Source organism: Sphingobium sp. CR2-8 (assembly GCF_035818615.1).
Classification (GTDB): domain Bacteria; phylum Pseudomonadota; class Alphaproteobacteria; order Sphingomonadales; family Sphingomonadaceae; genus Sphingobium.
Window position 1 is genome coordinate 271061 of sequence record NZ_JAYKZY010000002.1, and the last position, 21336, is coordinate 292396.

Below are 21336 nucleotides of genomic sequence, written 5' to 3' on the forward strand. Positions count from 1 at the left end.
AGGGTAGGAAGCCATGACAACCATCACCGCAGATCATCACGGCGACGTGCCGGCCCATGGGGCCCACGACCACGATCATCATGACGCCGATCATAAGCCGGCTTTCTTCCAGCGCTGGTTCATGTCCACGAACCACAAGGACATCGGCACCCTCTACCTGATCTTCGCGATCGTCGCGGGCATCATCGGTGGTGGCATTTCGGGCCTGATGCGCGCCGAACTGGCGCATCCGGGCATCCAGTATCTGCATACCTGGGCCATGTTCATGGACGGCCCGGAAGCGACGCTGGACCAGGCCTATCATCTGTGGAACGTGCTCATCACCGCCCACGGTCTCATCATGGTCTTCTTCATGGTGATGCCCGCCATGATCGGTGGTTTCGGCAACTGGTTCGTGCCGATCATGATCGGCGCGCCGGACATGGCCTTCCCGCGGATGAACAATGTCAGCTTCTGGCTGCTCATCCCCGCTTTCGCCCTGCTCCTGGGTTCGACCTTCGTCCCCGGCGGCACCGGCAACGGCGCGGGCACCGGCTGGACGGTCTATGCCCCGCTCTCGACCAGCGGGTCTGCCGGTCCCGCCGTCGACATGGCGATCCTGTCGCTCCATATCGCGGGCGCGTCCTCCATTCTGGGCGCGATCAACTTCATCACCACCATCCTCAACATGCGCGCGCCGGGCATGACCCTGCACAAGATGCCGCTGTTCGTCTGGTCGGTGCTGGTCACCGCCTTCCTGCTGCTGCTCGCGCTGCCCGTGCTGGCCGCCGCGATCACCATGTTGCTGACCGATCGTAACTTCGGCACCACCTTCTACGACGCGGCCGGTGGCGGCGATCCCGAACTCTACCAGCATCTCTTCTGGTTCTTCGGCCATCCCGAAGTCTACATCATGATCCTGCCGGGCTTCGGCATCGTCAGCCAGATCATCTCGACCTTCAGCCGCAAGCCCGTCTTCGGCTATCTCGGCATGGCCTATGCCATGGTCGCGATCGGTGTCGTCGGTTTCGTCGTCTGGGCGCACCATATGTTCACCACCGGCATGTCGGTGAATGTGAAGATGTATTTCACCGCCGCGACGATGGTCATCGCCGTGCCCACGGGCATCAAGATCTTCTCGTGGATCGCGACTATCTGGGGTGGCTCGATCAGCTTCAAGACCCCGATGGTCTGGGCGCTGGGCTTCATCTTCCTCTTCACCGTGGGCGGCGTCACCGGCGTCGTGCTGGCCAATGGCGGCGTGGACGACGTGCTGCACGACACCTATTATGTCGTCGCGCATTTCCACTACGTCCTGTCGCTGGGTGCGGTGTTCGGCCTGTTCGCAGGCTTCTACTACTGGTTCCCGAAAATGTCGGGCAAGATGTATAACGAGTTCCTCGGCCACCTGCACTTCTGGGTGTTCTTCGCGGGCGTGAACCTCCTGTTCTTCCCGATGCACTTCCTGGGCCTGTCGGGCATGCCGCGTCGTTATCCCGACTATCCCGCCGCCTTCGAAAAGTGGAACACGCTCGCCAGCCATGGCTATGAAATCATGGCCGTCGGCATGCTGATCTTCTTCGTTAATCTGATCTGGTCGCTCGCGGCCGGCAAGAAGGCGGTCGGCAATCCCTGGGGCGAAGGCGCGACGACGCTGGAATGGACCCTGTCCAGCCCGCCGCCCTACCACCAGTTCGAAACCCTGCCGGTGATCGACGACAATGGCCATCATTGATGGCATGATCGACTGACGACATCGGGGCGGACCGTTCGGGTTCGCCCCGATGGCATTTTGCTCCGTGCGCCGTGATGGATCGCGACGGAGCCGGAACATGACATGACAAGCGTGACCTTCGACCAAGCTCTTCTGCCCGCCCATTGGCGCGATTTCGTCGCACTGACCAAGCCGCGCGTGATGACGCTGGTCGTGTTCACCGGCCTGTGCGGCCTGCTCGCGGCGCCGGGCCATATCCACCCGATCCTGGCCTTCACCGCCATATTGTGCATCGCCATCGGCGCGGGCGCCGCCGCGGCGCTCAACCAATGGTATGAGGCGGATATCGACGCCAAGATGAAGCGCACCGCCAACCGCCCGCTGCCCGCAGGCCGGATGGACCGGCAATCGGCGCTGCATTTCGGCGTCGGCCTCTCCTTCTTCTCGGTCATCCTGATCGGCATGGCGACCAACTGGCTCGCCGCCGCCGTCCTGGCGGTCTCGATCCTCTTCTATGTGTTCATCTACACCATCTGGCTGAAGCCCCGGACGGCGCAGAATATCGTCATCGGCGGCGCGGCGGGTGCCTTCCCGCCGGTCATCGGCTGGGCCGCCGTCACGGGCGACATCAGCGCGCTGCCCGTCGCTTTGTTCATGCTGATCTTCTTCTGGACGCCGCCCCATTTCTGGGCGCTCGCCCTGTTCGTGAAGACCGATTATGCGGCGGCCGGCATCCCCATGCTGCCCGTCGTGTCCGGCGAAGTCGTGACCCGTCGCCAGATCTGGGCCTATACCGCGATCATGGCGGTCGCCGCCCTGGCGCCCGTGCTGCTGCAACTGACCGGCATCGTCTATGGCGTCGCCGCGCTGCTGGGCACCGCCCTGTTCGTGGTCTTCGCCTTCCAGGTCTATCGCCGCCGCGAAAGCGACCAGAGTCGCATGGCCCCGGAACGACGCTTGTTCAAATATTCGATCCTCTATCTCTTCCTGCTGTTCGGGGCGGTGGTCGTCGACCGCTGGCTGCTGGCATGACGCCCGAGGAAAACGACAAGATTCGCGCCCGGCAGAAGTCCCGCGCGCTGGTGATGGGCTTGCTGCTCGGCGCGCTCGTCCTGCTCTTCTACGGCATCACCATCGCCAAGATGGGCGGCAACTGATGGCGACCCTCCCGCCGTCCCCCTTCGATCGCGACCGCCGCAACCGGCGGACGCTGGTCGCGATGGCGACGGTGGGCCTGGCGATGCTGGGCCTGGGCTTCGCCTCGGTCCCGCTTTACCGCATCTTCTGCGAACAGACCGGTTTTGGCGGCACCACCAAGCGGGCCGCCGCCGATGTGCAGGTGCAGGCGGCAGTTGGCCACACCATGTCGATCCGCTTCGATTCGAACGTGCAACCGGGCATGCCCTGGCAATTCTACCCCGAACATCGGACGGATACCGTCACCATCGGGCGCAAGGACATGGCGATCTTCATCGCGAAGAACATGTCGGACAAGCCCGTGACCGGCACCGCCAGCTTCAACGTCACGCCGACGCAGGCCGGGGCCTATTTCACCAAGATCCAGTGTTTCTGCTTCACCCAGCAGACGCTCCAGCCCGGCGAGGAAGTCCGCATGCCGGTGCTCTATTTTGTCGATCCGAAGATTTTGCAGGACAGCGACAACAAGGATACGCAGCAAATTACCTTGAGCTATACCTTCTACCCTGTTGAGCAGGACCGGAAGCCAAGCTAAGGCAGGCATCAGATAACGCGAACCGCGAACAGGGAAGAGACGATGGCAGGCGCCAAGAACCACGATTATCATATCCTTCCGCCCAGCATCTGGCCGCTCTTCGGCTCCATGTCGGCGCTGGTCATGGCATTTGGCGCGATCATGTGGCTGCACCCCGACGCGATGCCTGCGGGCGGCGGCTGGGTGTTCATGCTGGGCGTGGCCGGCGTGCTGTTCACCTTCTACAGCTGGTGGGCCAATGTCATCACCGAAGCGCATGCCGGCGACCATACGCCGGTGGTGCAACTGCACCTGCGCTACGGCATGATCCTGTTCATCGCGTCCGAAGTCATGTTTTTCGTCGGCTGGTTCTGGGCCTTTTTCGACTTCTCGCTCTTCCCCAGCGCGCTCGCGCCGATCGAAGGGCTGTTCCCGTCCAAGGGCATAGAGGTCATGAACGCGTTCGAGCTGCCTTTGCTCAACACGCTGATCCTGCTCTGCTCGGGCACCACCGTCACCTGGGCGCACCATGCGCTTATCCATGGCGACCGCGACGGCCTGAAAAAGGGCCTGTGGTGCACGATCCTGCTCGGCCTGCTCTTCTCCTCGATCCAGGCCTATGAATATGCCCATGCGCCCTTCCCGTTCGGCGGGTCGCCCTATAGCTCGGGCTTCTACATGGCGACCGGCTTCCACGGTTTCCACGTCATCGTCGGCACGATCTTCCTGATCGTCAATCTGGTGCGCGTTTATAAGGGCCACTTCACCCCGCGCCAGCATTTCGGTTTCGAAGCCGCCGCCTGGTACTGGCATTTCGTCGACGTGGTGTGGCTGTTCCTCTTCGTCGCCATCTATGTCTGGGGCGGCTGGGGCGCACCGGTCCACGGCGGCTGATCGCCATACCCTATTTGAGACGATAGCGGCCGGGGCACATGCTCCGGCCGTTTTCTTTTGCCCCGTCGACGATGGCACAGGCAAGCTTCCACAAAACCGTTCGGGCTGAGCCTGTCGAAGCCCCTTTCTTTCTTGGAAATGGAAAACCGCCCAGGCTTGGACAGGCTGAGCGCGAACGGATACAGAAGTCGTCCCGATTACACGCTAGCTGCCCTATCAAGGACGCATCATGACCGATCAGCCCGCACCCGCCCGTATCCCGCTGATCGCGACCATCATCGTCGCACTGGCGGTGCTGACGATGATCGGCCTGGGCGTCTGGCAGCTCCAGCGTCGCGGCGAAAAGGAACAGGCGCTGGCTTTGGCCGCCGCCAATCCCGGCCGGCCGTCCATGGCATTCCCGACGCTGCCACCCGTCGACCCTGCCATCCTCTTCCGCCCGTCGTCGGTCCACTGCCTGCGCGTGATCGGCTGGCAGGTGGAGGCGGGCCGCGCCGCCGATGGGTCTACCGGCTACCGCCATATCGCGCACTGTGCGACCGGGGCGGAAGGGCCGGGCGCACTGGTCGCGATCGGCGTGGGGCAGAAGCCGGACGACAAGCCCATATGGACCGGCGGCCAGGTCAGTGGCTGGATATCGGAAGAACCCGATCATCGCGCGCTCCTCACCCGCATCGGCGGCCACGCGCCCCCGCTCCGCCCGATGCTGATCGCGCGACAAGCGCCAGCGGGCCTGAAGGCCTCTGCGCCGCCCAGCGCCGCCGACGTGCCCAACAACCATCTGGCCTATGCGATCCAATGGTTCGTCTTCGCCGGGGTGGCGGTGATCATCTATATTCTCGCCCTGCGCCGCCGCAACACGCCGTCAAAGCCGCCGCAAGCCGCCTAATCGCTTGCTCCCGCGCGCGCGGGTCGCTACCGCGCTTTCCCATTATGCAATATCAGAGCACCAGGGGGAGCGCGCCCGCGCTCGGTTTCGAAGACGTCACGCTGGCGGGACTCGCGTCCGACGGCGGCCTCTATTTGCCGACCAGCTGGCCCGCCTTCAGCGCGGACCAGATTCGCGCCCTGGCCGGTCTCTCCTATGTCGAAACCGCCGTGCGCGTCATGACGCCCTTCGTCGCGGGATCGCTCACCGAAGACGAACTGCGCGAGCTTTGCACCACCGCCTATGGCCGCTTCAGCCATCAGGCCGTGACCCCGCTGGTCCAGCTCGATCATCAGCACTGGCTGCTCGAACTCTTCCATGGTCCCACACTCGCCTTCAAGGATGTCGCGCTCCAACTGCTCGGCCAGCTGTTCGAACGCTTCCTCTCGCGCCGCGACGATCATCTGACCATCGTCGGCGCGACCTCGGGCGACACCGGTTCCGCCGCGATCGACGCGGTCGCCGGGCGGGCCAAGATCGACATCTTCATGCTCCATCCCGAAGGCCGCGTGTCGGACGTGCAGCGCCGCCAGATGACCACGGTGCGCGCGCCCAATGTCTATAATATCGCGATCGACGGCAGCTTCGACGATGCGCAGGCGCTGGTGAAGGCGATGTTCAACGACGCCGCCTTCAAAAGCCGCTTCAATCTGTCGGCGGTGAACAGCATCAACTGGGCGCGGCTGATGGCGCAGGTCGTCTATTATTTCTACGCCGCCGTCCGCCTGGGCGCGCCCGAACGCGCAGTCGCCTTCTCCGTCCCGACCGGCAATTTCGGGGACGTGTTCGCGGGCTATGTCGCGGCGAAGATGGGCCTGCCCGTCGCCAAGCTGATCGTCGCCACCAACGTCAACGATATCCTGCATCGCGCCCTGTCCGAAGGCGACTATAGCCAGGGTCAGGTGGTCGCCACCGCGACGCCCAGCATGGACATTCAGGTCAGCTCCAACTTCGAACGGCTGCTGTTCGACGCGGGTGGCCGCAATGGCCTGTCGCTCGCCGACCAGATGCGCGGCTTCGAAGCCAGCAAGGCGATGCGCCTCACCAACGCCCAGCGCGAGGGCGCGGCGCACCTCTTCTCCTCCGCCCGCGTCGATGCCGATGGCATGACCATGGCGATGCGCTGGGCCTATGATGGCGCGGGCCAGATTCTCGACCCGCACAGCGCGATCGGCCTCGCCGCCGCGCGGGAAGCGGGCATCGACGCATCGATCCCCGTGGTGACGCTGGCGACCGCACACCCCGCCAAGTTCCGTGATGCCGTGGAACGCGCGACCGGCACCCGCCCGCCGCTCCCGGCGCGCGTGGGCGATCTGTTCGCGCGCGAGGAAAGCTATGCCAAGCTGCCCGGCACGTTCGAAGCGGTCACGGCCTACATCGCCGAACGCGCGACGCCGCGGGCATAACCCAGCCTCCGTATGGAACTCAAAACCCTCATCGGCGAACCCTGGTCCGACTATGGCCTGCTCGATTCGGGCGACGGGCGAAAGCTCGAACGCTATGGCCGCTTCCGCTTCATCCGCCCCGAACCGCAGGCGATGTGGAAGCCCGCGACGACCGACTGGCGCGCCGACGGCGAATTCATCCCCGGATCGGACGAGGATGGCGGCGGCCGCTGGTATTATGAAAAGCCGATCCCGGCCGAAGGATGGCCGCTTCACTGGCGCGAGGTCACCTTCCAGTCCAGTTGCACGCCCTTCCGTCACCTCGGCTTCTTCCCCGACATGGCGCCGATCTGGGACGATCTGCGCGCCACCTATGCCGACAAGCCCGATGCGGAAGTCATGAACCTGTTCGGCTATACCGGCGTCGGCACGCTGGCCCTGTCGGCGGGCGGCGCGCGCATGGTGCATGTCGACGCATCCAAGAAATCGGTGGCGCAGGCCCGCGCCAACGCCGCGCTGTCGGGCATGGAGGACAAGCCGGTTCGCTGGATCGTGGAGGACGCCGCCAAGTTCGTCGCCCGCGAAGTGCGCCGCAATCGCCGCTATGACGGCATATTGCTCGACCCGCCCAAATATGGCCGCGGCCCCGACGGCGAAGTCTGGCGGCTGGAGGAAGACCTGCCTGGTCTCATCGCCAATTGCCGCGCGCTGCTGGACGCGGACAGCCGCTTCCTGTTCCTGACCGTCTATGCCGTGCGCATGTCGGCGCTGGCGATCGGCGAATTGCTGCGCCAGGCCTTCGCCGACCTGCCCGGCACGGTCGAGGCGGGCGAACTGGCGGTGCGCGAAGAAGCGCGCGGCATCGCCCTGCCGACCGCGATCTGGGCGCGCTGGAAGCGGTAAGGCGCAAAGCCGAACGGTTCGTCGCACCCTATAGTTTTTGTAAACCATTCCTGTCCTAGCGTCGCGGCCAGCAAAAAGGTCGCGCATGTTCAACTCTCTCACCGCCCGGATCGCTGCCTTCGGCACGCTGGTCTTCCTGGCCCTTTTGGCGCTTATCGGCCTGCTGGTCGATGCGTCGACCCAGACGCGCGACAGCTTCCGCTGGGTCACGCACTCCGCCGACGTGATCGAGACGATGGACGACGCCCTGTCCGCCCTGCGCGAAGCCGAGTCCGCGCAGCGTGGTTTCGTGCTGACCCGCAACGCAGCCTTTGCCAATCCGGCGGACGCCAATATCCAGGCGTCGCGCCGGGCGATGGACCGCCTGGCCCGTCTGACAGCCGACAATCCGGCGCAGGGCATGCGGGCGCACGAACTGCGTGATTTGATGGAAAGGCGCACGTCCATGCTGCGCGCCACGCTGATCCAGGCGCGGGAGGGCAATTTCGACCAGGCGCGCACGACGATCGCGCGCGGCGTGGGGCGCGACCTGATGAGCACGATCACGCTGCGCGTCGGCAGCTTCCTGGCGGAGGAACGCGCGCTGCGCCTGACCCGGATAGAGGCCGCCGATCGGCGTCTGGCCTGGGTCCGGCAATTGGCGCTGGTCGGCGGGCCGATCATCGCGCTGGCGATCCTGTCGGTGGCGGCCTTGCTGATCTGGGGCATCCGTCGCCCGGTTGGCCTCATTCGTCGGGCGATGGATGCGCTGGGGCAGGGCGATCGTGCGACGCGCGTCACCCAATCCATGGGGTCGCAGGAATTTGCGGCGCTGGCGGACGGTTACAACGCCATGGCGGACCGGTTGCAGGTCGCGATCGCCGAGCAGGGGCATAGCGAACGCGAGCTCAAGGTCGCCCATGACGAACTGACGCGCAACAGTGAGACGTTGCGCGAACGCAGCGACGTGATCGCCCTGCTGGGCGGCATGGCCCACCGGATGCAGGCCGCCCGCACCGACGAGGAACTGGCGCAGGTCATCCGTGTCTTCGTGCCGCGCGTGCTGCCGGGCATCCCGGGTGCGCTCTACGCCCATAATAACAGCCGCAACCTGCTGGTGCCGATCACCGGATGGGGCGGATTCCAACCGCGCGAGGATGGTTTCGCCCCGGACCAGTGCTGGGCGCTGCGCCGGGGCCAGAGCCATTGCGTCACGCAGCCGGGCAGCGACATCGTCTGCGCGCACACCCACCCCAGTGTCGATGGCGACGGCATCTATCATTGCGAACCCCTGCTCGCGGGCGGGGAAGTGATCGGCACCCTCTATCTCGAAGGCGTGGTGGAGGACGAAAGCCGGTTCCGCCTGACCGTGATGGCGGAAAATATCAGTTCCGCGCTGGTCAACCACCGCCTGCAAAGGGGCTTGCGCGAACAGACGATCCGCGACCCGCTGACCGGCCTGTTCAACCGCCGCTATATGCAGGAATCGCTGACGATCGAGATCGCCCGGTCGCGCCGCTCCGGCGCGCCGCTCAGCGTGGTCATGTGCGACGTCGACCATTTTAAGCGGTTCAACGACGAGTTCGGCCATGACGCGGGCGACGCCGTGCTGCAATCGGTCGCGACCGAAATGCGCAACCGCTTTCGCGACGGCGACATCGTGTGCCGCTATGGCGGGGAAGAATTCGCGATCATCGCGCCGGGCGCCACGGCACAGGCGCTGGCCTCCCGGGTCGAACTGGTGCGCAAGGCGATTGCGGAAATCGCCCTGCGCCAGGGCGGGCGGGCGCTGGGGTCGACCAGCATGTCCTTCGGCATCGCCACCTGGGACGACAAGATGGCGGGCGACGGCTCGACCCTGCTCCAGACCGCCGACGCGGCCCTCTACCGGGCGAAGCGCGAAGGGCGCAACCGCACGGTCGTCGATCTGCCCAACGCCGCCTGATCGACGAGTTATACCAGAATGCGATGATGCTGACCCATAGGGCAGTTCCCCGGCGAAGGCCGGGGTCCAGTTCTGGGCGCGGGACTGGGCCCCGGCCTACGCCGGGGAACAACTGGCTATAGGTTTCTATCAATGCATCTTGGCATTACGCCAGCGTCAGATAGAGTTCCGCCTCGATCACCCATGTGCCGCCCACCGCCCGCCACTTGGCGCTGTAGCGGCCCGACGCCAGCAGATCGCCACTGGACACGGCGACGCCCTGCCACCGGCCATGCTCCATGGCGATCGGTTCGACCGGCGACGCGACGATGGCGTCAGGCGTACGAGTATAGACCAGCCGATCAGGCGCAGCGAACTCGCGCTTCCACGCCAGCAACTGCGCCTTCCGCCCCGCGATCACCGCGCTGTCGGTGCCGGTAACCATCACCACGTCCATCGCCAGCAATGGCCCGATGGCGGCCAGGTCGCCGTCCGCCAGCGCCCGATTGAACGCGGCCCGCGCCAAACGAATGGCAAGGTCGGCGGTAGCAGTCATGCACAAGCCCGCGTCACAAAGGGATTTTCTATTAATCCGTTCGGGCTGAGCTTGTCGAAGCCCCACCCTTCCTTGAAAAATGGAAGGCTCTTTGACATTTGAGAGAGGTACGTAACTCGTTCAAACAGGGCGAACAGCGTAAAGATGATTTCGAACTTACCCGCACCGCGCCGACAGTATCACCATCGCCGCATCGTAGCTGACCGTCAGCCGATCCGGCCGGAAGTCCATCGTCATCGCCATGCCGGGACCGCCCCAGCGCAGCGTCTTCGCACCAGACGCCTTGAGCAGGTCCACGCCGATCTGCGCATCGGCTTTCTGCCCGTGGAACCGGTCTAGGCCCTCATTCTTACACGGCCCGTCGGCAACAGCAGGCGGCGAGGTCGGCCCCGACCCGTTCGCGCCTGCACAGGCGGTCAGGCCCAGAACCATCAGCCCCACGATCCCCATCCGCATCGCCACTCTCTTACTCCGTGCGCGTCATCTTCAACCGGCCATTCTTGACCGCAAAGGCCATGCGGCCTTCGACCAGGTCAACCGCGTCGCGGCCAAATTGTTCATAACGCCAGCCTTCCAGGATGGAGAGGCCTTCGCGCACGCCTGCCGCCAGAGCGTCAATATCATCGGTCCGCGCGATCAGTCGCGCCGCGACATTGATGTCGCGCGACCGGATCTTGAGCAGCAGCTTGAGCAGGTCGGCGACCAGCGCGCCGTCCTTGCCCAGCCCCGGCCGCTTGGGATCGCGCTCGGGCATCTCCTCCTTGTCGAGCGGCTGGTGCCTGGCGAGCGCGCTCATCAACCGCGCGCCGATATCGTTGGTGCGCCAGGTGGCAGACAGGCCGCGTACCTTGCCCAAATCCTCCTGGGTGCGCGGCGGGTGGCTGGCGATGTCGGCCAGCGTCTCGTCCTTCACGATCCGCCCGCGCGGCAGGTTCTTGTCCTGCGCCTCGATCTCGCGCCACGCCGCCAGCGCCTTCAAACGGCCCAGCACGTCCGCCTTCTTGCTGGCGATCCGCACCCGCTGCCACGCCTGCTGCGGGTCGTTTTCATAATGGGACGGGTCGCTGATCCGCTCCATCTCCTGGTCCAGCCAGTCGCCGCGCCCGGTCTTGCGCAATTCTTCCAGCATCTTGGGGAAGATCTGGATCAGGTAAGTGACGTCGCCGATCGCATAGTCGATCTGCCGTTTGTCCAGCGGTCGTCGCGCCCAATCGGTAAAGCGCGCGCCCTTGTCCAGCACCACGCCCATCCACGCGTCGACCAGATTGCCATAGCCGATCTGTTCGCCCAGCCCCAGCGCCATCGCCGCGATCTGCGTGTCGAACATCGGATGCGGCGTCTTGCCGGTCAGGTTGTGGACGATCTCGATATCCTGCCCACCGGCATGGAAGACCTTCAGGACATCCTCATTGTTCACCAGCAGGTCAAGCAGGGGCTTCATGTCCAGCCCCGGCGCCTTGGGGTCGATCGCGGCGGCCTCGTTCGGGTCGGCGACCTGGACCAGGCACAGTTCGGGCCAATAGCTGTTTTCCCGCATGAACTCGGTATCGACGGCGATGTAGGGGGATTTTGCGATGCGGGCGCAGAAATCGGAAAGCGTCTTGCTGTCGGTAATCAGCGGATGAATTTGCATATGGTCTTCGATCTTATTATGGGCTGGCCCGCGCCCCGGCGGACTGGTCAATTCTTGACGGGACTGGTCATAGCGGGGCCGCAACACTTTGTCATTTCCGTAAAACGAAGCTGAAAGACCAAAACGCCATGCACGCCTATCGCACCCACACCTGCGGCGCCCTGACCACGGCAGAGGTCGGCAATGACGTCCGCGTGTCGGGCTGGGTGCATCGCAAGCGCGACCATGGCGGCGTCCTCTTCGTCGATCTGCGCGACCATTATGGCATCACGCAGGTCGTGGCGAAGGCCGACAGCGATCCGCTTCGCACGCTGGAATCGCTCCGCCTCGAATCCGTCGTGACGATCGCGGGCAAGGTCGTCGCCCGCGCCGCCGAAGCCATCAACCCGCGCATGGCGACCGGCGAGATCGAGATCGTGGCCGACAGCGTGACGGTGCTTTCCACCGCCGCCGAACTGCCGCTGCCGGTCGCGGGCGAGCAGGAGTACCCGGAAGACATCCGCCTGCGCTACCGCTTCCTCGACCTGCGCCGCGAGACGCTGCACGCCAATATCGTCAAGCGCACCAGGATCATTTCCGACATGCGCCGCCGCATGGAAGGCATCGGTTTCACCGAATATTCCACGCCGATCCTGACCGCCTCTTCGCCAGAAGGCGCGCGCGACTTTCTGGTGCCCAGCCGCATCCATGCGGGCAAATTCTACGCCCTGCCACAGGCCCCGCAGCAATATAAGCAGTTGCTGATGGTGGCAGGCTTCGACCGCTATTTCCAGATCGCCCCCTGCTTCCGCGACGAAGACCCGCGCGCCGATCGCCTGCCCGGCGAATTCTACCAGCTCGACCTTGAAATGAGCTTCGTGACCCAGGAAGATGTCTGGAACACGATGGAGCCGGTCATCGCGCAGGTGTTCGAACAGTTCGCCGACGGCAAGCCGGTAACCCCGGCAGGCAGCTTCCCGCGCATTCCCCATGCCGAGGCGCTGCTGAAATATGGCAGCGACAAGCCCGACCTGCGCAACCCCATCCTCATCACCGACGTGACCGAGCATTTCGTCGGCTCCGGCTTCGGCATCTTCGCGTCGCTGGTCGACAGCGGCAGCGTCATCCGCGCGATCCCGGCCCCCGGCGCAGGCGCAGGCAGCCGCAAATTCTTCGACGAAATGAACAATTGGGCGCGCGGCGAGGGCTATTCGGGCCTGGGCTATATCAACATCAAGGATGGCGTCCCCGGCGGCCCGATCGCTAAGAACCATGGCGAGGAAGCGACCGCAAAGCTGATCGCAGCGCTCGGCCTCGGTCCCAATGACGGCGTCTTCTTCGCGGCGGGCAAGGAATCGCAGGCCGCCAAGCTCGCCGGCCTGGCGCGCACCCGCGTCGCCGAAACGCTCGACCTCATCGACAAGGATCGCTTCGACCTGTGCTGGATCGTGGACTTCCCCTTCTACGAATATGACGAAGACACCAAGTCGGTCGATTTCGCGCACAACCCCTTCTCGATGCCGCAGGGCGGTTTGGACGCGCTGAACAATCAGGATCCGCTGACGATCAACGCCTATCAATATGACATGGTCTGCAACGGCTATGAAATCGCATCGGGATCGATCCGCAACCAGTCGCCCGAACTGATGGTCAAGGCGTTCGAACTGGTCGGCCTTAGCCAGCAGGACGTGGAGGATCGCTTCGGCGGCCTCTACCGCGCCTTCCAATATGGCGCGCCGCCCCATGGCGGCATGGCTGCGGGCGTCGATCGCATCGTGATGCTGTTGTGCGGCGCGCAGAATCTGCGCGAAATCACGCTGTTCCCGATGAACCAGCGCGCCGAAGACCTGCTGATGGGCGCGCCCAGCGCTGCCGAATTCAAGCAACTGCGCGAACTCCACGTCCGCGTCGTGGAGCCGCAGGCGAAAGCATAAACGGCTTTAGCGCCGGAAGACCCGTTCGCGCAGAGGCGCAGAGACGCGGAGATAAAAGCCCTCCGCGCCTCCGCGTCTCCGCGCGAGTCCCCTTCTTTTGTCTTCCGACCGCCGCGACCGCGCGGCCCAGTTTGACTTTTCCCGCTCCAAAGCGTTGCCTGCCATAGCAACAGCATAGGAGACGCGCCCCATGACCATCGACCTTGCCGATTACGAAAAGGGCGCGAAATATAAGGGCGACTACGACGCCGACCTGCTCGCCCTGCAACAGCGCCTCGCCAAGATTCAGGTCGCCCACATCCTCCACGGCAAGCGCAGCGTCATCCTGCTGGAGGGCTGGGACGCGGCGGGCAAGGGCGGCATCATCAAGCGGATGAGCGCCGACTGGGACCCGCGCTATTATCAGGTCCACCCCATTTCCGCCCCGACGCAGGAGGAACGCGACCATCATTTCCTCTGGCGCTTCTGGACGCGCCTGCCCGCCAGCCGCAATATCGGCGTCTTCGATCGCAGCTGGTACGGCCGCGTGCTGGTCGAGCGGGTCGAGGGCTTTTGCAGCAAGGCCGACTGGAAGCGCGGCTATGACGAAATCAATGCCTTCGAAAAGCAACTGGCGCAGGTCGGCACCAACTTCGTCAAGCTGTTCGTCCACATCACCCAGGACACGCAGGACGAACAGCTCGCCCAGCGGCTCGACACGCCCTGGAAGCGGTGGAAGACCGGCGCGGACGATTATCGCAACCGCGCCCGCCGCGCCGACTATCTCGACGCGATGCACACCATGTTCAAGAAGACCGACAGCAAACATGCGCCCTGGCACGTAATCGACAACAACCATCGCAAGGCTGGTCGCATCGCGGCGCTCACCTATGTCGCGGATCGGCTGGAAGCGCTGGTGCCGATGGATTTCCCGCCCGCCGATCCCGAAGTCGTCAAACTCGCGCAAACGGCGTTCGGCTATAAAAGCAAATAATGTCAGTGCCTTGTCACAGAACTGTCATCAAAATCTAACCGCCTGTTTACCATTATCGGTCTAGATCATCGGCGATGTTCGCAGCTTCCACCGCCTTACCCGCGTCGCCCCCGGCGATCGCACCGTCCCTGGACGCGCCCAGCCCCGTCATCCGGCTGGGTCGCCCGCTCAGCGAAGCGGTCGACTGGTTCCAGCGCGAATCGGGCCTGCGCCTGCTCCCGGTGCTGGACGCGGCCGACCGGCCGGTGGGCGCGATCTACGAGCGCGACATGCGCCGCATCCTGTTCAATCCCTTCGGCCACGCGCTGCTGCGCAATCCCAGTTTCGGCGGGCGGCTGGACGATCATGTCCGGCCCTGCGCCTGCGTCGAGCGATCCGCCGACGTGGAGGCACTGATCGACCTGTTCGCGGCGCAGGGCGCGGGATGCGAAGGGCTGATCGCAACGCAAGACGGCCTCTATCACGGCGTGCTGAACGGTCCGCTGCTGCTGCGCCTCGCGGCCGAGCGCGACGCGCGCGTGGCGCTGGCGCGCACCGCGCGGGTCGAACATATCACCCAGGAAAGCGCCGCCTTCCGCCACGATATCGCGACGATGATCGCCGACATGGCGGCTATGGCCGAACGCTTGTCGGCGCTGGCGGGGCAGGCGGCGGACCGCGCGGCGGGCGACGGCGCGGAGTCGGCGGCGATGGCGGTCGCGGCCGCGCAGACGGCGGAGCGGCTGGCCGAACTCACAGCGGGCGGCATGGAACTGGGCCAGTTGTTCCGCGCGATGGAGGCGGAGGCGCAGGCGGCGGGCGCCGCCATCGCCGAAGCGACGGCGCGCAGCCGGTCGGGCGTCGAACGCAGCACCGCGCTGCGGGTCGAGGCCGACGGCATAGGGGAGGTCATCGCCCTGATCGACAGCATCGCCCGCGCGACCGCCATGCTGGCGCTCAATGCGGGCATAGAGGCGGCGCGCGCCGGTGAAGCGGGGCAGGGCTTCGCCGTGGTCGCGCGTGAAGTCAAATCGCTCGCGCAGCAGACGCGCGACGCGGCGGCGGGCATCGCCGGGCGGATCGACCATATCCGCCTCGCCATCGGCGAAGTCGCGGCGGGCCATGCGCATATGGACGCCACCATGACCCGGGCCGATCGGCTGTCGGCGGCGGTGTTCGATGCGGTCGCGCGGCAAAGCGCGTTCAGCCGCACCATGGCGCAAAGCGTGGCCGAAGCGGGCTCGTCCAGCGCTCATATCCGCACCAGCGCCCGCCAGATCAGCGACAATGCCCAGGCTACGTCGCTCGCCGCGCGCGGCATGCGCGACGTCGCCGACGCCCTGGTGGACGAAGCGCATCGGCTGGAACAGCGGGCCGGCGGCTTCGTCGCCACCATCCGCGCAGCCTGACGCCATAAATCAGGGCTGGCGCGCGGCACGAATCGCGCTAGGCTGTCCGTCCATAACAACCGCATTGCCAGGCTGGCGGCCCAAAGGCCGGCATCGGGGCCATGCGAGGACACAAGAAGAGAGGACGCCATGCTCGCAACGTTCGTCGGCACAGACCGTACCAAAACCGCGATCAACCCCGCGCAGGTCACCTTCGTCACCCAGGTCAGCGACGGCACCCGCATCCGCTTCGGTGAAGGGCGCAGCGTCACCGTAACCGAACCGATCGACGCGGTGCTCGAAAGCCTCAACCAGGCGCTGCGCCCCCACGAATAGGCGTTCGCCGCCGACCTGGAATGGGCTTCTCGACGAGCCTTGAACGCGGCCCATTGAAACCGTTCCCCGGCGCAGGCCGGGGTCCAGTCGCGCACACGGAACTGTTCCCCGGCCTGCGCCGGGGAACGGCATAGTGCCGCCGTCCCGGACCCTACTGCGCCAGCTTCTTGCGCAGCGCCGCTTCCGCCCGTTCCGCATAACGGCGGCAGGCACCCGGATCGAGGAAGGGATTGGGCGTCCGCGCCCTGGCCAGTCGCGCCAGCCTGTCGGCCTGATCGTCGGCCGGATGGGACGGGATCAACATGTCGCATCGCATCGCCTTGACCCGCGCGAAGCTGCCCCGGAACGCGTCGACGAAGCGCCGATGCGCCGGGTCGGCAAAGCGCCAGCCGTCGGGCGATACGGGATTGAGGCTGGAACCGAAGACGATCGTCCGGCAATCCTCCCCCTCGCAACTTTTCCAGCTCCAGCTCATGCTGCCCAGCGTATGGCCCGGCGTCGCATGGGCGGTGACGATCGTGTCGCCCAGCCGGATCGCCTCCCCGTCGCGCGCGGCCCGCACCCGCGCCACGGCGGGAAACGGGTTCAGCCAGGCCGCCTGCGGATCGTCCGGATCGCCGCCGCCCTGGCGCAGCACCGCGCCGCCCGCCAGGCTGGCGATCACGCTCGCGCCGCTGTCCCGCGCCAGACCGGCGATGCCGCCCGCATGGTCTGAATGCGGCTCGGTGCTCAGGATCAGCTTCACCTGCTTGATCGACAGGCCGATCTGGCGAAGATGCGCTTCGATCGCCGACACGGCCTCCGGCACGCCGCCATCGACCAGGATCAGCCCCGCGCTGGTGCGGATCACCGCGACATTGAGGTCGGCGAACCCGACCAGATAGGTCGATCCATGGAGGCGCGCGGGCGATTGCGGCGCCATCCACTTGGCAGGAGGGGGTGCGGCAGGTTGACCCGTGCCCATGGTCGCCATCCCAGCCAGGCTTATAGCCAATGCCACCGTCTTGCGCATGATCCTGCCTCCATTGCGTTATGATCATGAAGCTGCCCGTTCGGACCACTGCCGACAAAGCATCATTTCTCGACAGAGCCATAAGCCAGCCTTATGCCTTTCGACCATGGATCGCGCCCAACTGCCCCTCAACGCCCTGCGCGCCTTCGAGGCCTCTGCGCGGCATCTCAATTTCACCCGGGCGGCGATCGAACTCTGCGTCAGCCAGGGCGCGGTCAGCCAGCAGGTCGCGGCGCTGGAGGCGCGGCTGGGTGCGCCGCTTTTCCGCCGCCTGCCACGCGGTCTGATGCTGACCGACGAAGGCCGCGCCCTCCTGCCGGTCATGGGCGACGCGCTCGACCGGATCGGCGCGACGCTCGATCGTATCGCAGGGGGACGCCCGCGCGAAATCCTGACGATCGGCGTAGTCGGCACCTTCGCGTCGGGCTGGCTGCTCGATCGGCTGGACGATTTCGCCCGCGCCTGTCCCCATGTCGACCTGCGCGTTCTGACCAACAATAATCGCGTCGACCTGGCGGGGGAGGGGCTGGACCTCGCCATCCGCTTCGGCGACGGCGCATGGCACGGCACCCATGCCGATCCGATCCTGCGCGCGCCCCTCGCCCCGCTCTGCACTCCCGACATGTCGGCGCGGCTGGACGATCCCGCGACATTGTCCCGCGAAACGCTGTTGCGATCCTATCGCGCCGACGAATGGCCGCGCTGGTTCGCGGCGGCCGGCGCGCCCTGTCCACCCCTGCGCGGGCCGATATTCGACAGTTCGATCCTGATGGTGCAGGCCGCCTTGCGGGGACTGGGCGTGGCGCTCGCCCCGCCCGCGTTGTTCGCAGCGGATCTCCATGCGGGCCGCCTGGTCCAGCCCTTCGCCGCTTCCGTCGATCTGGGCGGCTATTGGCTCACCCGCCTGATGTCCCGCCCCGACAGTTCGGCCATGGCGGATTTCCGCACATGGCTGATCGCCCACGCCGACCTGAGCTGACGACACGTTCCTCGGCGAAGGCCGGGGTCCAGTCCCATGCGGCGTACTGCAACCCGGCCGTCGCACGGGAAACGCCATGATGCTTTGAAATCATGAATAGGCCAATCGCTACCTTCAATTCATCAAAGCGAAAAATCGCCACAACTGTCCAACTCGCTGTCTCATTGTGCATGCGAACCCATGCCTCGCATCATTACGGGCGCGCGGAGGCGCGGAGACTTTTTTGGGAGCGGCCACGGGCCGAAACATGGCTGCGCAGAGGCCTCTAAGGACCAGCCCCCTCCGCATCTTCGCGCCTCCGCGCGAACACATCACACTGGATAGGCGATCGCCATAACCTCATATTCCTTCTCGCCCGCAGGCAGCAGCACCCGGCGCAGGTCGCCCACCGCCGCCCCGCGCAGCGCACGCGATATCGGCGATCCCCATCCGATCCGCCCCGCATCCACATCCGTCTCGTCATTGCCCACGATCGTCACGGTGCGGTGGTTGTCGTCCTCGTCCGCGATGGTGACGGTCGCGCCGAAATAGACCCGGCCCTTGTCGGGCTGCTGGCGCGCATCCACGACCTTGGCGTCCTTCATCTTCTTCGACAGGCGCTTGAGCTGGAAGTCGATCTCGCGCATCCGCTTGCGCCCGTAGAGATAGTCCCCATTCTCGCTGCGATCGCCATTGCCCGCGGCCCAACTGACCACCTCGACGATACGCGGCCGCTCGGTCCCCAGCAGATGGTCATATTCGGCCCGCAACTTCGCGAAGCCTTCGGGCGAGATATAGTTGGGGTAGGGGGTGGTCATGGTTCTCCCTTATCCCTTGCCGGGATGGCAGCGCAATTTGTTCGCGCAAGGGCGTAGAGATCATGGAGAAATAGGTTCACGCGGAGGCGCGGAGACGCGGAGATTTTTTGGAACGGTCTCCGGCCCGGAATGCGGCGAAGCCATTCTTAAAAACTCTGCGCCCCAGCGCGCGCACTTCTTTCAGGAACCGGCCGCGCGACAAATCCCCTCCGCGTCTCTGCGCCTCCGCGCGAATCAAAAATTACCCCGGCGTCTGTTTCCCCAGATAGCGGCTCAGCACCGCATTGGTCCCCCGGAACTTAGCCCGCTCCGGATTCATCGCCTCATAGACCACGGCGTTTTCCAGCACCCGCTGCACATAGTTGCGCGTCTCGAAAATCGGGATCTGCTCGATCCACCGCAGCATGTCGGCGCCCGGCACGCGCGGGTCGCCATTGGCGCGGACCCATTTGTTCACATTGCCGGGGCCTGCATTATAGGCGGCCACCGCCAGCGGATAGCTGCCGCCATAATAGTCGAGCATCCGCTGGAAATAGCCCGACCCCAGCATGATATTGTAGGCCGGGTCGTTCAGCGACGCGGGGGCATAGCTCATACCCATCTTGCCCGCCTGCTCGCGCGCGGTGCCGGGCATCAGCTGCATCAGCCCGCGCGCGCCCGCATGGGACACGATCTGCTTGTCGAACTGGCTTTCCTGCCGGGCGATGGCGTGGACCATGGTCCAGCTATATTGCGCTTCCGATGGCACGGGCACGCGCGGGAAGGCGCTGGTGCCATAACCGGTCAGCCCGCTCGACACCGCGCGGCGGCCGACCATCACGCCCATGTCGGGACGGCCGATCTTCTGCGCCAGCTCCGCCGCCAGATAATGGTCGACATCGCTGTCGGCATTGTTGGCGATGGCGCGGGCGAATTTGCTCTGGTCTTCCCAATAGCCCATCTGCCCCAGCGCCTGCACCGCGCGCACGACCGACCGATTGTCGAAGGCGGCGCGTTCGGCCGCCGAAATCGGCACCGGCCGCTCGACCGTGGCGGGGGCGGGGATCGGCCGACCCAGCCGCTCCAGCGCCAATTGCCCGTAAAACTGGTCGGGATAGACCCCGGCCTGATTGAAATAGCTGTTGGCGCTCGCCGCGTCGCCAGCCTGCAAGGCGGCCCGGCCCGCCCAATAATAGCCCTTGGACCGGGTCTGCGGGGACTTGGCGGCGTCGGCATAGCGGCGGAACATCGTCACCGCGTCGGTCGGCCGGTTGAGATTGTAGAAGGCCGTGCTGCCCGCCAGCCAGGCCAGGCTGGTATAATCGTCGCGCACACCGATTGCCTGATCGCTGATGTCGGTGCCCGGCGCGACGGCGTCGTCGATCTTGCTGGCGATGCCATAGGCAAAGCTCCACTGGCTGTCATTGGCCGCGCCGCGCGCCTGGTCCAGCAGCGTCTCGTAGAATTTCTCGGCGTTGGTCGGGCGATAGGTCAGCGCGCTCCGGTTCGCCAGATATTGCCGCGCCGCGACCCAGTTGCCGCTGTCGCGCAGCCACATCGCCTTGTCCGCGACGAACCCCCCGTCGCTCGCGCCCGCGCCTTCGGCCGCCTGCATCAGCATCGCCGCGTCGGGTGCCTTGCGGCGGAAGGCGATCCGGGCGGCAAACACCGGCTGCCGGGCAGGACTGACATAGGCGATCATCCGCGCCGCGCCGTTGACGTCGTTGGCCCATAGCAGCGCGTCGGCGCGCTGGTCATGATCGGCAGGCGTCAGGCTCGATCCGAACAGCGACAGCAACCGCGCTTCGTCGGCGGGGCTGAGCGACCCGCCGATCCAGGCGTTGCGCGCGGCGACCCGCGCCTCGTCCATCCGGCCCATCTGCATCAGGGCGACGGCGTTGCGGGCATGGCCGGTCGCCGTGCGCGCCGGGAAGCGCGCGAAGAACCCCGTCACCTGGCGCGGATCGAAACTGTCGGGGTTGATCCCCGTCTCGGCCAGCCGCCGCATCCGGTCCTCGCCCGGCCAGCCCGGATTGGCGGTGATGAAGCTGGCATAGGTGGAAAAGCCCAGGCCGTCGCTCTGCTGCAAGGCGCGCCACTGGCTGATCGTACCGGCGATACTGCCGTCCTGCGCCACGCCGATCCGGCTCTGCGCCTGCTGCCAGGGGCTGGGGCCGCCTGACCCCTGACCGTCCTGCCCGGGCAGCGGCTGCACGACCGGGCCAGAGGCCGTCGGATATTCGGGCGGCACGCGCTGCACCGTCTCGGTCTGGGCGCCGGCGCCGGCGGTCATCAACAACAGGGCAATGATAGGCATGCGGATCAAGCTACTTTCGAACATTATGGGCGTGCGCATGCTGGACATAATCGCAAT

At 65.6% G+C, this 21336-nt stretch carries 20 protein-coding genes; 14 read left to right on the plus strand and 6 right to left on the minus strand.

The annotated features are described in order from the left end of the window. Positions 1 to 13 precede the first annotated feature (13 nt). The 9 genes from ctaD (at position 14) to U5A82_RS05185 (ending at position 9438) form a co-directional block, all read left to right on the plus strand. The gene (ctaD, locus tag U5A82_RS05145) at positions 14 to 1714 is read left to right on the plus strand and encodes a cytochrome c oxidase subunit I (protein WP_326289177.1); all 1701 of its coding nucleotides are present in this window, start codon (positions 14 to 16) and stop codon (positions 1712 to 1714) included. A 102-nt stretch (positions 1715 to 1816) separates the two neighbouring features. Beyond that, positions 1817 to 2725 (plus strand): heme o synthase, encoded by a 909-nt coding sequence (locus U5A82_RS05150; protein ID WP_326289179.1) that lies wholly within the window; start codon positions 1817 to 1819, stop codon positions 2723 to 2725. Then, the gene (locus U5A82_RS05155) at positions 2722 to 2850 is read left to right on the plus strand and encodes a hypothetical protein (protein WP_254913851.1); all 129 of its coding nucleotides are present in this window, start codon (positions 2722 to 2724) and stop codon (positions 2848 to 2850) included. Before U5A82_RS05150 ends, U5A82_RS05155 begins: the two co-directional genes overlap by 4 nt. Next, the gene (locus U5A82_RS05160; protein ID WP_326289182.1) at positions 2850 to 3425 is read left to right on the plus strand and encodes a cytochrome c oxidase assembly protein; all 576 of its coding nucleotides are present in this window, start codon (positions 2850 to 2852) and stop codon (positions 3423 to 3425) included. The genes U5A82_RS05155 and U5A82_RS05160 overlap by 1 nt, the downstream gene beginning before the upstream one ends. A 42-nt stretch (positions 3426 to 3467) precedes the next feature. Beyond that, on the plus strand, positions 3468 to 4298 hold the full coding sequence (locus U5A82_RS05165; RefSeq protein WP_326289184.1) for a cytochrome c oxidase subunit 3: 831 nt from the start codon (positions 3468 to 3470) through the stop codon (positions 4296 to 4298). A gap of 229 nt (positions 4299 to 4527) precedes the next feature. Then, the gene (locus U5A82_RS05170; RefSeq protein WP_326289185.1) at positions 4528 to 5187 is read left to right on the plus strand and encodes an SURF1 family protein; all 660 of its coding nucleotides are present in this window, start codon (positions 4528 to 4530) and stop codon (positions 5185 to 5187) included. A gap of 44 nt (positions 5188 to 5231) precedes the next feature. Further along, positions 5232 to 6632, plus strand: coding sequence for a threonine synthase (thrC, locus tag U5A82_RS05175; protein WP_326289186.1), 1401 nt, complete (start codon positions 5232 to 5234; stop codon positions 6630 to 6632). Between the two features lie 12 nt (positions 6633 to 6644). Next, entirely contained in the window at positions 6645 to 7514 is an 870-nt protein-coding gene (locus U5A82_RS05180; RefSeq protein ID WP_326289188.1) for an RsmD family RNA methyltransferase, read from the plus strand. Between the two features lie 85 nt (positions 7515 to 7599). Further along, positions 7600 to 9438 carry a diguanylate cyclase gene (locus U5A82_RS05185; RefSeq protein ID WP_326289190.1) on the plus strand — a complete coding sequence of 613 codons (1839 nt, stop codon included), beginning with the start codon at positions 7600 to 7602 and terminating at the stop codon, positions 9436 to 9438. Between the two features lie 145 nt (positions 9439 to 9583). Here the strand turns inward: U5A82_RS05185 and U5A82_RS05190 are convergent, their stop codons facing one another. The 3 genes from U5A82_RS05190 to rnd form a co-directional block, all read right to left on the minus strand. Then, a complete protein-coding gene (locus U5A82_RS05190) occupies positions 9584 to 9973 on the minus strand; it encodes a nuclear transport factor 2 family protein (protein WP_326289192.1) in 390 nt (129 codons plus the stop codon). A 156-nt stretch (positions 9974 to 10129) separates the two neighbouring features. Further along, entirely contained in the window at positions 10130 to 10429 is a 300-nt protein-coding gene (locus U5A82_RS05195) for an I78 family peptidase inhibitor (RefSeq protein ID WP_326292853.1), read from the minus strand. A 10-nt stretch (positions 10430 to 10439) separates the two neighbouring features. After that, entirely contained in the window at positions 10440 to 11606 is a 1167-nt protein-coding gene (gene rnd, locus U5A82_RS05200; RefSeq protein WP_326289194.1) for a ribonuclease D, read from the minus strand. 128 nt (positions 11607 to 11734) lie between these two features. Between rnd and aspS the strand changes: the two genes are divergently transcribed. The 4 genes from aspS (at position 11735) to U5A82_RS05220 (ending at position 16195) form a co-directional block, all read left to right on the plus strand. Then, positions 11735 to 13519 carry an aspartate--tRNA ligase gene (gene aspS, locus U5A82_RS05205; RefSeq protein ID WP_326289196.1) on the plus strand — a complete coding sequence of 595 codons (1785 nt, stop codon included), beginning with the start codon at positions 11735 to 11737 and terminating at the stop codon, positions 13517 to 13519. A 190-nt stretch (positions 13520 to 13709) separates the two neighbouring features. Further along, a complete protein-coding gene (locus U5A82_RS05210; protein WP_326289197.1) occupies positions 13710 to 14492 on the plus strand; it encodes a polyphosphate kinase 2 family protein in 783 nt (260 codons plus the stop codon). Between the two features lie 74 nt (positions 14493 to 14566). Further along, positions 14567 to 15880, plus strand: a complete 1314-nt coding sequence (locus U5A82_RS05215) for a methyl-accepting chemotaxis protein (RefSeq protein ID WP_326289198.1) — start codon at positions 14567 to 14569, stop codon at positions 15878 to 15880. Between the two features lie 129 nt (positions 15881 to 16009). Continuing rightward, positions 16010 to 16195, plus strand: a complete 186-nt coding sequence (locus tag U5A82_RS05220) for a hypothetical protein (RefSeq protein WP_326289200.1) — start codon at positions 16010 to 16012, stop codon at positions 16193 to 16195. A gap of 151 nt (positions 16196 to 16346) precedes the next feature. Here the strand turns inward: U5A82_RS05220 and bla are convergent, their stop codons facing one another. Continuing rightward, positions 16347 to 17207, minus strand: coding sequence for a subclass B3 metallo-beta-lactamase (gene bla / locus U5A82_RS05225; RefSeq protein WP_326289202.1), 861 nt, complete (start codon positions 17205 to 17207; stop codon positions 16347 to 16349). A 106-nt stretch (positions 17208 to 17313) separates the two neighbouring features. On the opposite strand from bla, the gene U5A82_RS05230 reads away from it, so the two are divergent. Continuing rightward, complete coding sequence (locus tag U5A82_RS05230) at positions 17314 to 18186, plus strand: LysR family transcriptional regulator (RefSeq protein WP_326289204.1); 873 nt, start codon at positions 17314 to 17316, stop codon at positions 18184 to 18186. Positions 18187 to 18497: 311 nt separating this feature from the next. Here U5A82_RS05230 and greB read toward each other — a convergent pair whose 3' ends face one another. Both greB and U5A82_RS05240 read right to left on the minus strand, forming a co-directional pair. Then, positions 18498 to 18983: a transcription elongation factor GreB gene (gene greB, locus U5A82_RS05235; protein ID WP_326289206.1), complete on the minus strand. Its 486-nt coding sequence runs from the start codon at positions 18981 to 18983 to the stop codon at positions 18498 to 18500. Positions 18984 to 19224: 241 nt separating this feature from the next. Beyond that, the gene (locus U5A82_RS05240; protein ID WP_326289208.1) at positions 19225 to 21327 is read right to left on the minus strand and encodes a lytic transglycosylase domain-containing protein; all 2103 of its coding nucleotides are present in this window, start codon (positions 21325 to 21327) and stop codon (positions 19225 to 19227) included. Positions 21328 to 21336 lie beyond the last annotated feature (9 nt).

What these genes read in the sequence shown, in the direction of transcription:
- ctaD (WP_326289177.1), top strand. Translation starts at nt 14, where the DNA reads ATGACAACCATCACCGCAGATCATCACGGCGACGTGCCGGCCCATGGG.
- U5A82_RS05150 (WP_326289179.1), top strand. Translation starts at nt 1,817, where the DNA reads ATGACAAGCGTGACCTTCGACCAAGCTCTTCTGCCCGCCCATTGGCGC.
- U5A82_RS05155 (WP_254913851.1), top strand. Translation starts at nt 2,722, where the DNA reads ATGACGCCCGAGGAAAACGACAAGATTCGCGCCCGGCAGAAGTCCCGC.
- U5A82_RS05160 (WP_326289182.1), top strand. Translation starts at nt 2,850, where the DNA reads ATGGCGACCCTCCCGCCGTCCCCCTTCGATCGCGACCGCCGCAACCGG.
- U5A82_RS05165 (WP_326289184.1), top strand. Translation starts at nt 3,468, where the DNA reads ATGGCAGGCGCCAAGAACCACGATTATCATATCCTTCCGCCCAGCATC.
- U5A82_RS05170 (WP_326289185.1), top strand. Translation starts at nt 4,528, where the DNA reads ATGACCGATCAGCCCGCACCCGCCCGTATCCCGCTGATCGCGACCATC.
- thrC (WP_326289186.1), top strand. Translation starts at nt 5,232, where the DNA reads ATGCAATATCAGAGCACCAGGGGGAGCGCGCCCGCGCTCGGTTTCGAA.
- U5A82_RS05180 (WP_326289188.1), top strand. Translation starts at nt 6,645, where the DNA reads ATGGAACTCAAAACCCTCATCGGCGAACCCTGGTCCGACTATGGCCTG.
- U5A82_RS05185 (WP_326289190.1), top strand. Translation starts at nt 7,600, where the DNA reads ATGTTCAACTCTCTCACCGCCCGGATCGCTGCCTTCGGCACGCTGGTC.
- U5A82_RS05190 (WP_326289192.1), bottom strand. Translation starts at nt 9,973, where the DNA reads ATGACTGCTACCGCCGACCTTGCCATTCGTTTGGCGCGGGCCGCGTTC.
- U5A82_RS05195 (WP_326292853.1), bottom strand. Translation starts at nt 10,429, where the DNA reads ATGCGGATGGGGATCGTGGGGCTGATGGTTCTGGGCCTGACCGCCTGT.
- rnd (WP_326289194.1), bottom strand. Translation starts at nt 11,606, where the DNA reads ATGCAAATTCATCCGCTGATTACCGACAGCAAGACGCTTTCCGATTTC.
- aspS (WP_326289196.1), top strand. Translation starts at nt 11,735, where the DNA reads ATGCACGCCTATCGCACCCACACCTGCGGCGCCCTGACCACGGCAGAG.
- U5A82_RS05210 (WP_326289197.1), top strand. Translation starts at nt 13,710, where the DNA reads ATGACCATCGACCTTGCCGATTACGAAAAGGGCGCGAAATATAAGGGC.
- U5A82_RS05215 (WP_326289198.1), top strand. Translation starts at nt 14,567, where the DNA reads ATGTTCGCAGCTTCCACCGCCTTACCCGCGTCGCCCCCGGCGATCGCA.
- U5A82_RS05220 (WP_326289200.1), top strand. Translation starts at nt 16,010, where the DNA reads ATGCTCGCAACGTTCGTCGGCACAGACCGTACCAAAACCGCGATCAAC.
- bla (WP_326289202.1), bottom strand. Translation starts at nt 17,207, where the DNA reads ATGCGCAAGACGGTGGCATTGGCTATAAGCCTGGCTGGGATGGCGACC.
- U5A82_RS05230 (WP_326289204.1), top strand. Translation starts at nt 17,314, where the DNA reads ATGGATCGCGCCCAACTGCCCCTCAACGCCCTGCGCGCCTTCGAGGCC.
- greB (WP_326289206.1), bottom strand. Translation starts at nt 18,983, where the DNA reads ATGACCACCCCCTACCCCAACTATATCTCGCCCGAAGGCTTCGCGAAG.
- U5A82_RS05240 (WP_326289208.1), bottom strand. Translation starts at nt 21,327, where the DNA reads ATGTCCAGCATGCGCACGCCCATAATGTTCGAAAGTAGCTTGATCCGC.